The sequence below is a fragment of the Glaciimonas sp. GG7 genome (genome assembly GCF_052976905.1).
In genome coordinates this window covers 1-15,101 of record NZ_JBRIIQ010000041.1, presented here as the reverse complement: position 1 = coordinate 15,101, position 15,101 = coordinate 1, and the positions used below count along the sequence as shown (strand labels likewise).

The window sequence follows — 15,101 nt, the reverse complement described above, 5'->3', positions numbered from 1 at the left end:
TTTCGCACCGAATTAATGCGAATGAATATTTTTTTGCATTATTTTGGTGCTTTGGTAATTAAATAACGACACTCTGATCAAAAGTGTTGAATTCACACTTCCCCAACTGACCTTCAAGGAGCAACATGCCACAACTAACGACGGAAAATGAAGACGGCTGCTTACCCGATTGGCAGCCAGTACGTGCGCCTTTGGGCGTTGTGCTAGAAGGACAAGCTGTCCGTCTGGCACCGTTGGACGCCAAACTGCATGCCGACGCCCTGTATCTGGCCGCCAGCGGTGATGCCGCGGACGCGCGTCAATGGGATTATCTGGCGGTCGGCCCTTTTGGTAACCAGGATGACTTTGCCGCTTGGTTGAGCGCCTGCGAAAAAACCACCGATCCGCTGTTTTTTACGGTGACCGATCGGCAAACCGGCGAAGCGCAAGGCGTCCTCAGCTACCTCGCCATCGCGCCCGAGCATGGCAGCATCGAAATCGGTCACATCTGGTTTAGCGCGGCGATGCAACAAACGCGTAAAGCAACGGAGACGATATATCTGCTGGCCCGCCACGCCTTCGATGATCTCGGTTATCGGCGGCTTGAGTGGAAATGCGATACCCGTAACCTGCGCTCGCAACGGGCGGCGTTGCGTTTCGGCTTCACGCCCGAGGGCATTTTTCGCCAGCATCGCGTCAGCAAAGGCCATAATCGTGATACTGCCTGGTTTTCTCTGCTCGATCATGCGTGGCCGCTGCAACGGGCTGTCTTTGAACTCTGGCTGAGCCCGGCCAACTTCGATGACGCGATGCGGCAACGGCAATCCTTGAACGATATCCGGGTAAATTTGTTAAGCGGCGCTGAGGCGGTGTAAGACAGTCTTGAGGGATAGGCTTAAGATGCACGTCTTTCTCCATTCCTACGCCATGCAATCGCGTATTATTTCTCACGTTTTTTACAGGAGCATCACCATGAACAAGCCCAATTTTTTTGAAGATATTCAGTCCAAGATCAATCAGGCGATTGAAAATTCCCCCGCTAAAGACATCGAAAAAAACGTCAAAGCAATGATGAGCAGCGGTTTTGCTAAGCTCGATCTGGTGACTCGCGAAGAGTTTGACGTTCAGGCCCAGGTATTGGCCGCCACGCGTGAAAAACTCGAATTGTTAGAGTTACGCGTGACGGAACTCGAAGCACTGATAAAGCGCCCATGACAGCGCGCCCCACTTTATGACGTTGGCGGTATTAAAAAGCCGGGCGCTGGCAGGCATGCAAGCCCCGGAAGTCACTGTCGAAGTCCATCTCGCCAACGGACTGCCGTCATTCACCATCGTTGGCTTACCGGAAACCGAAGTCAAAGAATCGAAAGACCGGGTCCGCGCAGCCCTGCAAAACGCCCGTTTTGAATTTCCCTCCCGCAGAATTACCGTCAATCTCGCCCCCGCCGACTTACCCAAAGAATCAGGCCGTTTCGATCTGCCGATTGCTTTAGGCATTCTGGCCGCGTCGGGTCAAATGCCGGCGGATCAGCTCGATAAGTATGAATTCGCCGGTGAGCTGTCGCTCTCGGGCGAGCTGCGTCCGATCAGAGGGGCACTGGCGATGACCTTTGCGATGACGATCTCCGAAGACAATTCCGCTAAACAGCGCGCCTTTATTTTGCCGCGCCAGAACGCCAACGAAGCGGCGCTGGTGACCGACGCGGCGATTTTCCCGGCCGATTCTTTGCTGCACGTCTGCGCGCATTTTTCCTCCAAAGACCCTGACCTACGATTAAGCCGTCATATTGCGGCCCCGCAGATACGCCCGCCGCAGTATCTCGATTTCAGCGACGTCAAGGGGCAATTGCAAGCCAAGCGCGCACTCGAAGTGGCGGCAGCCGGGAGTCACAGCGCCTTGCTGATAGGCCCTCCCGGCACAGGAAAATCCATGCTGGCCACGCGGTTTCCCGGTATTTTGCCGCCGATGACAGACCGCGAAGCGTTGGAGTCGGCAGCGGTGCAATCGCTCACCAGCGGCTTTTCCAGTAGCAGTTGGAAAGTGCGGCCCTATCGTGCCCCACATCACACCGCTTCCGGCGTGGCCCTGGTCGGCGGTGGCGGGGTGCCACGCCCGGGCGAAATTTCGTTAGCGCATCGCGGCGTGTTGTTTTTGGATGAACTTCCCGAATTCGACCGTCGTGTCCTGGAAGTCCTGCGCGAACCGCTGGAATCGGGCCGCATCACCATTTCACGCGCAGCCCGTCAGGCCGATTTCCCGGCATGCTTTCAATTAATCGCAGCGATGAATCCCTGCCCGTGCGGCTATCTCGGCCATGCATCGCATAAGTGCCGTTGTACGCCAGATAACATTGGGCGCTATCAAGATAAAATTTCCGGTCCTTTGCTAGACCGAATCGACATGCAAATTCAGGTGGGGGCACTGCGCCATGACGAGTTAAAAAAGCAAGCCGATGGCGAACCGTCCGGCATCATTGCCGAGCGTGTGGAGCGAGCGCATGCCATTCAGATGGCCCGGCAAGGAAAAGGCAATAACGCGCTGACAACTAGCGATATCGATACTTATTGCAAGGCTGATGCGGAGGGAGAGCAGTTATTGCAGACCGCGATGACGCGCCTGAGCTGGTCGGCGCGTGGTTATCATCGGGTATTGAAAATTGCCCGCACGATTGCCGATCTGGCCGCCTGCGAGAGTATCGCCAAGGCGCATGTGGCTGAGGCGATTCAGTATCGCCGGGCGTTGCGGGAAAAATAGTTATATCTGGTTGCAATTGACGTGAGTGGTCTACATTAATTCCCGACAAAAGAATGGGCTAAGGCGTATATTAAAAAAATAGTGTGGTTTGAGTCACTGAAAAACAATTCCTATTAACTTTCAAAAATGGAGCATATTTACAGTATTTTCATTAGCTGGCTTGAAAACTGCTTATCGATCATCACCTTCTGTCCAACTTTAGGGAGCGCATATGAACCTGATCTACAACAGTGACCAATACAGCGTCGTTGAATTCGGAGCCGATGAACACAGAGAAGCATTACGCTTCGGCGGCTATGAAATTGTCGATAAATCATTTAAACGGGAAATTTTTATTGCGGGCGCTTTGGCCGAGTATTTCCGGCAAGGGGTTGAAGAGCTGATTGCTTCGGAACCAACGATTGAAGACATCGATGCGTTTCTCGGTAATTACGATGCACTGATGAGCCAGCCGGTGACGTTGCAATAAAATTAACGGATCCGGAATTAAAAAAAGGGAGCCAACTGGCTCCCTTTCTTATTTATCCTGTCTCGTCCTTAAATTTCAACCTTGGTCCCCAACTCAACGACCCGGTTAATCGGGATATGAAAGAAGTCCGACGGCTTAGCGCCATTGGCATACATCCAGGCGAATAATTTCTCACGCCACAGCCACATACCCGGTAACTTGCTCGGCACGATCGTATCGCGGGCCAGGAAGAACGAGGTATCCATTAAATCGAAGGCGTGACCGAATTGCTTATTAGTCAGGTCCATCACGGTGTTGACGTCCGGTGCTTCCTTGAAACCAAATGCTGCGCGCAGCAGATAGACATCGCCGCCTAATTCTTTCAGGGTTAAGCGTTTGTTGTCATCCACATACGGAATGTCCCAGATACTGATTTTCAGGAAGAACACGCGTTTATGCAAAATCCGGTTGTGCTTCAGATTGTGCAGCATCGCAACCGGTACTGTTGCGACGTTGCCGGTCAAAAACACCGCTGTGCCATCGACTCGATGCGGCGGATGGGCGAGCAAGCCTTCAATAAACGGTTCCAGCGGAATTCCTTCATCCTGACTGCGCTCACGCAACAGCATGCGGCCTGAATACCAGGTAATGAGCAGGAAGAAAGTGATCACGCCAAGTAGGATCGTGAACCAGCCGCCATCAGGAATTTTCATCAGATTGGCGGCGAAGAAGCCGAAATCGACAATAAAGAATATGCCGATAATCAGCGCCACTACTAACGGATGCCATTTCCAGATAGTGCGCATGACGACTGCTGCCAGTATGGTCGTGATCAGCATCGTGGCGGTAACGGCAACGCCATAGGCCGCGGCCAGATTGTCTGATTTCTTGAAGGCCAGCACTACGGCGACCACCAAAATCATTAACATCCAGTTGATGACCGGGATGTAAATTTGACCACGCTCGTCTTCCGACGTGTGCAAAATACGCATGCGCGGTACGAAGCCGAGCAAAATTGCCTGACTGGTCAGCGAGAACGCGCCAGAAATAACGGCCTGAGAGGCGATGACGGTAGCAAAGGTGGAGAGAATCACCATCGGCAACAGCAGTGCATCGGGCACCATGAGATAGAAGGGATTAGCTACTGCCGCAGGATTGACAATCAGGTTAGCGCCCTGACCGAAGTAACACAGCATCAGACACGGCATGACGGTATAGAGCCAGGCAAAACGGATGGGCCTGATCCCGAAATGCCCCATGTCGGCATACAGCGCTTCCACACCGGTCAGGACCAGCACGACCGAGCCGAGCACCACAAACGCGAGTTGCGCATGCTCGACCATAAATTGCCAGGCGTAGTAAGGATTGATTGCGGCCAGAATTTCCGGGGCTTTAACGATGTTGTAGGCACCCAGCAAGCCAAGAGAGAGGAACCACAGCATCATCACCGGGCCGAACATTTTGCCGACGATGGAGGTGCCGTGGCGCTGAATCAAAAACAGGCCGATGATGATCACGACCGTTAATGGAACGACAAAGTGTGCAAATCGGGGTGTGGCAATTTCTAAGCCCTCCACCGCAGATAACACCGAAATGGCAGGGGTAATGACGACGTCGCCATAAAACATGCATGCGCCAAAGACGCCCAACATCATGATCCATTTGGCCCAGCGCGAACCGTTTTTGGCGGTACGCAGTGCGAGGGCCATTAAGGCCAGCACGCCACCTTCGCCGTTATTATCGGCACGCATGACGAAATAAATATACTTCGCCGTGACCACGATCATGATGGCCCAAAACAGCATCGAAATAATCCCCATCACCGCGCTGGCGGAAAATGGGATGCCGTGATCTGGGCTAAAACTTTCTTTTAAAGCATACAGCGGACTCGTACCGATATCGCCGAACACTACACCTAACGCACCCAAAGTAATAATATGAAGGCGGGCTGAGGTAAATGGTGCTTTTTGCGTAGTGCTCATGGTTTCTTTCGTCTTTATGCGCAGGCAAGTTATTTGGAGAAAGTTTGATACTTGCCAAAATGCATTATTTGCAAAGTGTCGTGCTCATGCACTGCACAATTTGGCGGATTTTACGCTCGAACCCGGACCCCATCTAGCGATGGCTGTTAAGCATGGTGAAAACGTTGCAAAAATACATCGTTAATAACCTTGCTTTCTTGCCGTACCGTAATTTGATGCCATCAATTGAGTGTTACAACTCAGCATCTTGCATCGCCTCCTTTAATACCAAAGCCCGATCATATAAAGCGTTTTTCTTTTGTCCGCTGATTTGTGCGGCCAGTGAGGCGGCTTGTTTGACGGATAACTCAGCCAGTAAAATCTTCAAAATCCGATCCCCTTCAGCGCCATCATCGACCACAACGGGAGGCGAATCGAGCAGGATCACAAATTCGCCTTTTTGCCGCATCGGGTCCGCAGCCAACCATGCAGGGGCATCGGCCAGAGGACAACGGTGGACGGTCTCAAACAACTTGGTGAGTTCACGTGCCAGTACGATGTGCCGGATTGGGCCGAAAGCTTGCAGCAAGGCGTCCACGGTTTCGACGATGCGATGCGGTGCCTCGTAAAAGATCAGCGTTGCTGAGACGCTGGCCAAACTAGCCAGGACCGTTTCACGCTGGCGTGCTTTGCTGGGCAAAAAACCGACAAACTGAAATTGATCGTTCACCAAACCACTCACCGACAATGCCGCGATAGCCGCCGATGGCCCCGGCAAGGGCAGGGCGCGCAAACCTGCTTTGAGGACCGCGTCGACAATCCGCGCACCCGGGTCTGACACCGCTGGCGTACCGGCGTCGGACACCAGCGCGATACGCTCACCGGCTTGCAATCGCGCAACGATTTTTTCGGCGACTTCATGTTCATTGTGCTGATGCGCGGCGATTAATGGCTTGGAGACGCCGTAGCGACCCAGCAAATGCGCGGTATTTCGGGTGTCTTCGCAAGCGATCGCGTCCACTAGCGAGAGCACATGGAGCGCACGCAAACTGATGTCGCAGACATTCCCGATTGGTGTGGCCAGCACATATAATGTCGAGGTCGGATAGGTTTGCAGACCCACTTCCGACAAAATCGGCAGATTGAGGAGTTTGCTGGCAGATTGATCAGTCATGGGGAGTTATCGATGTTATTGAAGTGGGCCAAGCCATTGTTGCTGTTGTTGGCGGGTGTCATGTTGCACGGATTGTGCCCGGCTGCGCTGGCAAATACAACCGTTGTGGAGCAGCTCGCCAATGATATCGGCGCTGATCATATCCCGCTGGCGAGCGTCGCTTTGCTATTGCCGGCCCGCTCCGGCCCATTGGGCAGTGCTGCCCAGGCGCTGCGTAATGGCTTTATGGCCGCGTATGAACACGACAAGAAGCAGCTCGCGGTCACCGTGATTGAAGTGCCTGATACGCCGACCGACATGCTCGCCGCTTATCTCGCTGCGAGTCAGAAGTTCGATATTCTGATCGGTCCGTTGTCACGCACCGGCATTACGGCGATTGTCCAAAGCGGCAAGATAAGCAAGCCGACGATCGCCTTGACCCAACCTGATGTGCAATCCAATGCGCAATCCAATGCCACCGATGATGATGCAAAACTACCGCCGATGGTACTTAACATAGGCTTGTCCATCGAGACTGAGGCCCGTCAGGTGGCCGATTGGGTCAGCGCTGAGAGAGGTCCCGGTAAAGTTTTTGTGATCGCAACAGGGACGAGTTGGCAGCATCGTGTTGCCAACGCCTTTGTGCAGCAGGCCGCGCATGTTGGATTGCAGGCTCAAGAGATGACGCTGACGATGGTGCAAGGTGTTGCCAACCCGGACGCTCTGGTGCAACTCAAACAACTTATCGACACTGAACATCCATCTGCATTATTTGTGGCGCTGACTGCCGATCAGGCACTACAAGTACGCGGCGCTATTGGTGCCGATACGCCGATGTATGGGATTTCCCAACTCAATTCGCCTATCGGCAAGGACAGCGATCATTTGATCGCGCTCAACGGCGTCCGGTTGCTTGATATCCCTTGGTTACTGACGCCAGACAGTCCGGCCATCGTGCAATATCCGCGCCAGATCGTGCCTGATGGCGCTGCGCGTAATGCTGATCTGGAGCGTTTATATGCATTGGGTATTGATGCGCTGCATGTAGCGCGTTATGTGGCGCAACGCCATCCGGCTTTCCAGATCGACGGTGCGACCGGTAAATTGCATATCAGCTTCGGTGTCGGGATGCCCGTTTTTGAGCGTACTGAGCCGATAGCGGTGTATCAGGATGGCGTTGCGGTGCCGCTGGAAAGTCGCTAATTACCGTCTATGACATTTTTTAAAACGCTTTCTTTGCGTATGCAATTGCCAGATCGCCGAAACGCACGTCAAGTCAGCGGCCAATTGGCAGAAGATGCGGCCCTGGCCTATTTGCAGCAGCGTAAATTAACACTGGTCGAGCGCAATTTCAGTTGCAAAGGTGGCGAGATTGATTTGATCATGCAAGACAATACGACTACGAACGCCCCAGCATCACTGGTCTTTGTTGAAGTCAGAAAGCGCGCCAACTTGCATCACGGCGGTGCAGCGGCGAGCGTCACCGTGAGCAAGCAACGTCGCTTGATTATCGCCGCACAGCATTTTTTGCAGCGCTACCGACAACCGCCAGCTTGCCGCTTTGATGTTATTGCCATTGATGGAGATGTCACCGAATGGATAAAAAATGCTTTCGATGCCTGATGTTTGCTTGTGCGTAAATCCTGACTTAACACTTACTTACATGATATGCAGCGCAATCTGCTAACCTCTTTAACTCTTTTACAAGTAACCGACCATGATTAATCAACGTATCCTGGCGCATTTCCAAGAAAGCGCCGAACTCAAAACCAACGCTGCCGCAGAATTGGTGCAACCCATTGCCGCAGCCGTGGAACTTATGTTTTCTGCGTTGTCGAACGGCAATAAAATTCTTTGTTGCGGCAACGGCGGCTCTGCTGCCGACAGTCAGCATTTTGCGGCCGAATTGGTCGGGCGATTTGAACGTGAGCGCTTGCCGCTGCCAGCCATGGCGCTCACCACCGACACCTCGATTATTACGGCGATCGGCAACGATTACAGCTACAACGAAATCTTCTCCAAACAAGTGCAAGCGTTTGGACAAGCGGGCGACGTACTGTTGGCGTTTACGACCTCCGGCAACTCGGCCAACATTTTGGCCGCAATTGATGTCGCAATAGAGCGCGATATGCGCGTAGTAGCGTTGACCGGTAAAGGCGGCGGCGCGATGAACCAAAGATTGACAGAAGCCGATGTCCATATCTGTGTGCCGCATGATCGTACCGCGCGCATTCAGGAAGTCCATTTGCTGACAATTCACTGCTTGTGCGACGGCATTGATGTCGCTTTATTCGGAGGAGATGTGAATGATTGATGATCAAAGTAAGAGTCAAAGCAATATACAAAAACGTTGGATAAGCGTACGTGGCCCGTTGGCTAAAGTGGCCTTATGCGGGCTGGTCGTCATGAGTTTGCAAGGTTGCGTCGGTTTAATGTTAGGTGGCGCAGTGGTGGGCGGATTTGCTGCAACCGACCGGCGCACGCTGGGTGCACAAACCGATGACAAAACCATCGCGATCAAAGGCGAGGCGCGGATTCCCGGGGTTGTTGGCGAACCAAGCCATATCAACGTCACCAGTTTCAATCGTACCGTGCTGTTAACGGGCGAAGTACGCGACCAAGCGGCCAAAGATGCGGCAGAAAAAGAAGCTAAATCGATCGAGGGCGTGCATTCTGTCGTCAACGAAATGGTCGTAGACGCACCGTCAAGCTTCTCGCAACGCTCTACCGATACGTTTATCACCAGCAAGGTGAAGGCTTCGCTGCTAGACGCCAAGGATGTGTTTGGGAATGCCGTCAAAGTTGTCACCGAACGCGGTGTTGTCTACCTGATGGGGCGCGCAACCGAACGTGAAGCCACCCGCGCGGCAGAAATCGCAGCCGGTGTGAGTGGTGTCCAAAAAGTCGTCAAGGTATTTGATTACATGACCGAAGACGAATTGACGCAGTTGTCGAGCGCGCCAAAACAGTAAATCGGTAAGGATGTTTAATCATTTAGCCGCTGGGTAATTTTTCCGGCGGCTATTTTTTTAAGGGTTTGATTGGCGCACCATTGCCTTTTGAGTTCTTGTTAATATATTAATATTTTGCGACGTATCCGGCCACGCCAGCACAACCAAAGACAGATGACTATAATGAATCCCTTCCAGCCTGACTCCCTATTGGATATTGTATGCAATCTCAAGTAAATGCCGTACCGCGCAAGCGGCTTTGGGTGAAGCTCGCAGCCGTGCTTATTGTGGCGGTGATTGGTTTATTTGTGGCACTGTCTTTGTCGCATAAAAATCCCGCACCGGATGTCAGCTTCACCAATTTAAAGGGTGAACAAGTCTCGCTGAAAAGCTTGCGCGGCAAAGTCGTCATGGTCAATTTTTGGGCCACCAGTTGCACCACCTGCGTGGGTGAAATGCCGAAAATGATCGATACTTACAATAAATACAAAGCACAGGGCTTGGATTTCGTCGCCGTCGCGATGAGCTACGATCCACCTAACTATGTTCTCAATTTTGTCAAAACACGCGGCTTACCGTTTCAGGTGGCGCTTGATACCAACGACAAGCTGGCAAAATCGTTTGGCGATGTCAGGCTCACGCCAACCACTTTTGTCATAGACAAGGAGGGCAATATTATTAAGCGTTACGTGGGCGAACCATCCTTCACCGAATTGCATCAATTAATCGATAAGGCGCTGGCAGCTTAATGTAGTGAGCCGCAACGCCATCAAAAAGCGCACAGGAAATTATCCGTGCGCTTTTTTTTTGCACCAGTTTTTCCAGCACGTAATTGGCAACCTGCGTATCCTCAAGTGGTAAAGGCGATGCGGTAAAAAACCACAACCGTCGCCATCTCTTCTACACCCGTTTTTACACCGCGCACAATGCGCAGAAAGAAATGTGTGCGATGACCGATGCACTCCATGCGCCAGGGCAACAAGCGGATATTCAACCGTTAGGCGAAAGTGCGCTGGTACTTACCATCGGATCGCGCACAGGCTCGCATCCCACGCTTGCGTGCCAATATCGTCTATGGGCCATTGCCGCCAAAGCATCAACATGGCCGCATGTCATTGACGTCGTCCCCGGCATGAATAATCTGACCGTACTGTTTGATCCGCTGGCTGCCGATGCAGATGGTCTGGCCGATAAATTGTTGGCGGCATGGCAGAGTAAAAGTAAGACCGCTGCCACCCCAAAAGTTGGGCGTCAAATCACGATTCCCGTCATCTATGGCGGCGACGGCGGACCCGACCTGCTTGTGGTGGCCGAGCATACTGGATTATCGATAGCTGAAATTATCAAACGCCACACTGCCGCTGATTACATCGTCTATTTTCTCGGTTTTCAACCCGGCTTCGCGTATATGGGCGGACTCGATCCCCTGTTAGCGACGCCGCGACGCGGCGAGCCACGGTTGGTCGTGCCAGCCGGGTCGGTCGCTATTGGCGGCAGCCAAACTGCCGTCTATCCGGCGGCATCTCCCGGCGGTTGGCAACTCATCGGGCGCACGGATGTGCATTTATTCGATCCTAAGGCGCAGCCGCCGACCCTGTTGCAACCGGGGGATCGGGTCCGATTTTTGGCAAAGGAGATATTGCCATGATCGACGTCATTCGCGCCGGACGGATGAATTCGGTCCAGGATCTGGGACGCAGCGGTTTTCGTCATTTAGGTATTTGTCAGGCCGGGGCGCTGGATCGGGTTGCATTGACGATAGTCAACAAACTGGTCGGCAACCCGATTGACGCCGCAGCATTGGAAATCACGCTCGGCCCGTGTGTCTTGCGATTTACTGCCGATACGCGCATCGCGATCGGTGGTGCTGATTTTGCTGCCACGCTGGACGACAGGCGCGTCTGGCCTTGGTGGAGCCTGCCGGTGCGTGCCGGGCAGACACTCACCTTGCATGCGGCACGACACGGCATGCGGACCTACATTGCCATCGCTGGTGGGATCGATGTCGCCGTCCAGCTGGGCTCCCGAGCGACTGATATGGCAGCGGGATTTGGCGGACATGGTGGTCGTGCGCTGCTCGAAGGTGATCGATTGACGACTGCAATGCCGGAGGACTCGGCGGCGGCGATCTTGCGCGCTGCGCGCCCGTTTGGTATTCGTGCACCGGATTGGTACAGCATCGATACCGACTCTCGTGCAGCACAACCGCTCCCCATTCGGGTAATGCCCGGTCCTGAATATGGGCTGTTTACGGTGGCTGCACAACGCGCTTTCTGGAGTAGCCCGTGGACGCTGACGCCGCAAAGCAATCGCATGGGGTTTCGCTTATCCGGGCCGGAGCTAAAAATCAAAAAGAGTGCCGATGCGCAGAACGGGGGCGACAGCATGCTGTCACACGGTGTCTTTCCTGGCGTCATTCAAGTTCCCCCTGCCGGTTGGCCGATTGTGTTGATGGCAGATGCGCAAACGACCGGCGGCTATCCTAAAATTGGCGTTGTGATTGCCGCTGACATCGCCAAACTCGCGCAACTCCGATTTAACCGGACGTTGCAATTCGTTGAATCCGATATCGAACAAGCGCGTCAGGAACTGAATAACGAAACGTTATTTTTGGAACAAATCGACATGGCTATGTCGTGGCTGCATGCGTCAAAAAAATGAGGAAATCATGAAGACGATCAATAAAAAGGATAAATCCGCGATATCGACCTGCGATGGTAGCCTTACCATCGATTTGAATGCCGACCTCGGGGAAGGCGGAGCGAACGATCAAGCCTTACTGGCGCTGATCAGTTCGGCCAATATCGCTTGCGGTTGGCATGCTGGTCGCGCGGCGCTGATGCAGCAAACCGTTGCTTGGGCGATCCAATACGGCGTCGCCATTGGTGCGCATCCGAGCTTTTATGATCCCGACAATTTTGGTCGCTCTGAGATGCAAGTGTCGGCGCAAGAAATTTATAGCGGGATTCTCTACCAGATCGGTGCGTTGGCGGCGATTGCTAAGTCGCAAGGCGCGCGACTTTCCCATGTTAAGCCGCACGGTGCGCTATATAACCAAGCCGCGTGCGACCCTAAACTGGCCGATGCAATTGTGGCTGCGGTGTGTGATTTTGATTCGTCGCTGGCGTTGTATGGCCTTGCCAATAGCGCGCTTATCACCGCCGCCAAAGGCGCGGGTTTAGTCGCCATCGAGGAAGTGTTTGCTGACAGGGGCTATAACACCGATGGCACTCTGGTTCAGCGCGGCACGCCAGGCGCGTTAATTGAGGATGAGGATCATGCGCTAGCGCAAACGATGAGCATGGTGCGCGAAAATAAGGTGCAGACCATAGACGGAAGCTGGATTTTTTTAAAAGCGGACACAGTTTGCTTGCACGGGGATGGCGCGCATGCGCTCGTATTTGCGCAACGTATCCGAGCCCGTCTGGCGCAAGAAGGGATGATTGTCGCTGCCCCAGGCAGGCAAGAAATATCCTCCGACGCGGACCGGTTTTCGTTGTTTCCTTTATTAAAGTAATTTTTTATATATAAACGAGAGAACTACCTTAGTCTTGCCTAAATGCATACCTTTCATGAGGCAGCTTGAACAGAATGCATGACATCCGTTAGTAAAATAATTAACAAAATAGTGGAGATCACATGGCCCCCATCATCAGTGCAATCAATCTATGGCCGCTCATCGGCGTCGTTGTCATCATTGCCGGTTTTATCCTGCGTTTCAATCCCATGCTGGTGGTTGCCGCTGCAGCGATTGTCACCGGCATCGCAGCACAGTTTCCTGCTGAACAGGTGTTGGCAGAAATCGGTACCGGCTTTATCAAAACCCGTAATTTACCGCTCATCATTCTGCTACCGCTGGCTATTATCGGATTGCTAGAGCGCCACGGTTTGCGTCTGCATGCGCAGCACTGGATAGGGCGCATACAATCGGCCACCGCGGGCCGTTTGCTGATCGTCTATCTGGCCGCACGAGAATTGACCGCCGCCATCGGCTTAACCAGTCTGGGCGGTCATCCGCAAATGGTGCGACCGTTGTTGGCACCGATGACCGAAGGCGCGGCCGAAACCCGCTACGGCAAATTGACCGATGCAGTTCGCTTCAAGTTGCGCGCTTATGCCGCGGCCACCGACAATATCGGCCTGTTTTTCGGGGAAGATATTTTTGTCGCCTTCGGGGCCATCGTACTGATGTCGACTTTTCTGCATGAAGCCGGGATTGATGTGGAGCCGCTGCATATTGCGTTGTGGGGGATTCCGACTGCGATATCGGCCTTTGTGATTCATGGTTTCCGCTTATCGCGACTAGACGCTGCGCTGGACCGGGAGATGGGATACCGCATAGCCTCGGCTTCTCTGTCAGCAGAGCAAGTCAAGGCGGGGGAATAACGATGATTATTTCCATCACCTGGTTGTACTACCTGGTCGGCGTGATCCTGGCGATCACGGCCATCATGACGCTGTGCGACAGCAGCAATGCACGACGCTGGTCCAGCGCTGTGTTCTGGGGCCTGTTTGCTGTGGCTTTTTTAATCGGTGAGCGCTTGCCGCCAGCGCTGGTTGGTCTTGGCGTGATCTTGATGGCGTTAATCGCCGGGTTTGGCGGTGTAGGAGCGGGCAAACATGTCGAACTTCCCGATACAGCACGACGCGCTAGTGCTACCCGACTAGGCAATAAACTCTTTATTCCGGCGCTGGCCATCCCGCTGGTAACGGTGATGGGGGCTGTGCTGCTGCATAACTTCAAAATTGGCGATAGTTTTTTGCTCGACCCCAAAAACATTACGCTCGTCAGTCTGGGCATCGGTTGCATCGTCGCGCTCGGACTGGCTTGCTGGTTCACCCACGACACGCCGGTGCAAGCGATGCGTGAATCACGACGCTTGACCGAGGCGCTAGGTTGGGCTGTGCTCTTGCCGCAAATGTTGGGGATGTTGGGGTTGGTGTTTTCCGACGCAGGCGTGGGCAAGGCGGTGGCCCATCTCACCACGTCGTATATCAATATGGATTACAAATTGATCGCGGTGATGGTCTACGTATTCGGCATGGCGTTGTTTACGATCGTGATGGGCAACGGTTTTGCCGCATTTCCGGTGATGGCAGGCGGGGTCGGCGTGCCGGTATTGGTGGGGGTATTTCATGCCAATCCGGCGGTGATGGCCGCCATCGGGATGTTTTCCGGCTATTGCGGCACGCTCATGACGCCTATGGCGGCGAACTTTAATCTGGTCCCTGTCGCCCTGTTGGAGTTGCCTGATCGAAACGCTGTGATCAAGGCGCAATTGCCGACGGCGTTGGCGTTGTTGGTGGTGAATGTTTTTCTTTTGTATTTTTTGATGAATTGGTAGTGAAGGTAGTGATATGGGCAGGGCTACAGCTAGCGCTTTATAGCGTCGTTAGTCGTTGTCAGATTCGGGATGAGGACTGTCGGAAAAAGCGTCTTGAACCACTGATTCGATTCTTTCAATCACGGCCAGGAACTTGACGACCATGCTGAAGGCGCGAATTAAAGTTAGTTTAAATACCTTGCAGTCATATTAAAGAATACTTTAATATCGTAACAACGTATTAAAGAAGACTTTAAAATGCATCGATCCGCTGGCAGCTACGTCATCACCACAACGTTAGGCGAAGCGATTCGCGCCTTCGTTCCGCACGCTTTGCCTCCTGCTGACCCTCCGCTCTCTACGGACTCCTACGTTGCACAGAACCGTGCAGCGGAACTGGCTCTTGCCCGTCTGTCCGGTGTGTCGGGGCTGGTGCCATCGGTTGATTGGCTGTTGTATGGCGCTATTCGCAAGGAAGCATCGATTCGTGCTTGTCCGTGGTACTCGGCATAGAACTACTGAGTCGGAGA

At 53.4% G+C, this 15,101-nt stretch carries 17 protein-coding genes; 15 read left to right on the top strand and 2 right to left on the bottom strand.

Annotated features, from left to right (window positions below; all coding sequences use genetic code 11):
- The first annotated feature begins 125 nt into the window (after window positions 1-125).
- The 4 genes from ACVBEF_RS11435 to ACVBEF_RS11420 all read left to right on the top strand — a co-directional run bounded on the left by ACVBEF_RS11435 (window position 126) and on the right by ACVBEF_RS11420 (window position 3,203).
- Window positions 126-854, top strand: coding sequence for a GNAT family N-acetyltransferase (locus tag ACVBEF_RS11435; protein WP_447124067.1), 729 nt, complete (start codon window positions 126-128; stop codon window positions 852-854).
- Between the two features lie 97 nt (window positions 855-951).
- Window positions 952-1,194, top strand: a complete 243-nt coding sequence (locus tag ACVBEF_RS11430) for an accessory factor UbiK family protein (RefSeq protein ID WP_447124066.1) — start codon at window positions 952-954, stop codon at window positions 1,192-1,194.
- 16 nt (window positions 1,195-1,210) lie between these two features.
- Window positions 1,211-2,734, top strand: coding sequence for a YifB family Mg chelatase-like AAA ATPase (locus tag ACVBEF_RS11425; protein WP_447124065.1), 1,524 nt, complete (start codon window positions 1,211-1,213; stop codon window positions 2,732-2,734).
- A 211-nt stretch (window positions 2,735-2,945) separates the two neighbouring features.
- Window positions 2,946-3,203 carry a BTH_I0359 family protein gene (locus ACVBEF_RS11420; RefSeq protein WP_447124064.1) on the top strand — a complete coding sequence of 86 codons (258 nt, stop codon included), beginning with the start codon at window positions 2,946-2,948 and terminating at the stop codon, window positions 3,201-3,203.
- A gap of 68 nt (window positions 3,204-3,271) precedes the next feature.
- On the opposite strand, the gene ACVBEF_RS11415 is transcribed toward ACVBEF_RS11420, so the two are convergent.
- Both ACVBEF_RS11415 and rsmI read right to left on the bottom strand, forming a co-directional pair.
- The gene (locus tag ACVBEF_RS11415) at window positions 3,272-5,164 is read right to left on the bottom strand and encodes a potassium transporter Kup (RefSeq protein WP_447124063.1); all 1,893 of its coding nucleotides are present in this window, start codon (window positions 5,162-5,164) and stop codon (window positions 3,272-3,274) included.
- Between the two features lie 232 nt (window positions 5,165-5,396).
- Window positions 5,397-6,317 carry a 16S rRNA (cytidine(1402)-2'-O)-methyltransferase gene (gene rsmI / locus ACVBEF_RS11410; protein ID WP_447124062.1) on the bottom strand — a complete coding sequence of 307 codons (921 nt, stop codon included), beginning with the start codon at window positions 6,315-6,317 and terminating at the stop codon, window positions 5,397-5,399.
- A 12-nt stretch (window positions 6,318-6,329) separates the two neighbouring features.
- Between rsmI and ACVBEF_RS11405 the strand changes: the two genes are divergently transcribed.
- The 11 genes from ACVBEF_RS11405 to ACVBEF_RS11355 all read left to right on the top strand — a co-directional run bounded on the left by ACVBEF_RS11405 (window position 6,330) and on the right by ACVBEF_RS11355 (window position 15,084).
- Window positions 6,330-7,499 (top strand): penicillin-binding protein activator, encoded by a 1,170-nt coding sequence (locus ACVBEF_RS11405; RefSeq protein ID WP_447124061.1) that lies wholly within the window; start codon window positions 6,330-6,332, stop codon window positions 7,497-7,499.
- 9 nt (window positions 7,500-7,508) lie between these two features.
- Window positions 7,509-7,919: a YraN family protein gene (locus ACVBEF_RS11400; RefSeq protein ID WP_447124060.1), complete on the top strand. Its 411-nt coding sequence runs from the start codon at window positions 7,509-7,511 to the stop codon at window positions 7,917-7,919.
- Window positions 7,920-8,013: 94 nt separating this feature from the next.
- A complete protein-coding gene (locus ACVBEF_RS11395) occupies window positions 8,014-8,610 on the top strand; it encodes a phosphoheptose isomerase (protein WP_447124059.1) in 597 nt (198 codons plus the stop codon).
- Window positions 8,603-9,268 (top strand): BON domain-containing protein, encoded by a 666-nt coding sequence (locus ACVBEF_RS11390; RefSeq protein WP_447124058.1) that lies wholly within the window; start codon window positions 8,603-8,605, stop codon window positions 9,266-9,268. The genes ACVBEF_RS11395 and ACVBEF_RS11390 overlap by 8 nt, the downstream gene beginning before the upstream one ends.
- Window positions 9,269-9,468: 200 nt before the next feature.
- Entirely contained in the window at window positions 9,469-9,996 is a 528-nt protein-coding gene (locus ACVBEF_RS11385; protein WP_447124057.1) for a redoxin family protein, read from the top strand.
- Window positions 9,997-10,196: 200 nt separating this feature from the next.
- Window positions 10,197-10,895, top strand: coding sequence for a 5-oxoprolinase subunit PxpB (gene pxpB, locus ACVBEF_RS11380; protein WP_447124056.1), 699 nt, complete (start codon window positions 10,197-10,199; stop codon window positions 10,893-10,895).
- Window positions 10,892-11,908, top strand: coding sequence for a 5-oxoprolinase subunit C family protein (locus ACVBEF_RS11375; RefSeq protein ID WP_447124055.1), 1,017 nt, complete (start codon window positions 10,892-10,894; stop codon window positions 11,906-11,908). Before pxpB ends, ACVBEF_RS11375 begins: the two co-directional genes overlap by 4 nt.
- A 7-nt stretch (window positions 11,909-11,915) precedes the next feature.
- A complete protein-coding gene (gene pxpA, locus ACVBEF_RS11370) occupies window positions 11,916-12,764 on the top strand; it encodes a 5-oxoprolinase subunit PxpA (RefSeq protein ID WP_447124054.1) in 849 nt (282 codons plus the stop codon).
- Window positions 12,765-12,895: 131 nt separating this feature from the next.
- A complete protein-coding gene (locus ACVBEF_RS11365) occupies window positions 12,896-13,633 on the top strand; it encodes a DUF969 domain-containing protein (protein WP_447124085.1) in 738 nt (245 codons plus the stop codon).
- Between the two features lie 2 nt (window positions 13,634-13,635).
- Window positions 13,636-14,592, top strand: a complete 957-nt coding sequence (locus ACVBEF_RS11360) for a DUF979 domain-containing protein (protein ID WP_447124053.1) — start codon at window positions 13,636-13,638, stop codon at window positions 14,590-14,592.
- Window positions 14,593-14,829: 237 nt separating this feature from the next.
- Complete coding sequence (locus ACVBEF_RS11355) at window positions 14,830-15,084, top strand: hypothetical protein (protein WP_447124052.1); 255 nt, start codon at window positions 14,830-14,832, stop codon at window positions 15,082-15,084.
- Window positions 15,085-15,101: the final 17 nt, after the last annotated feature.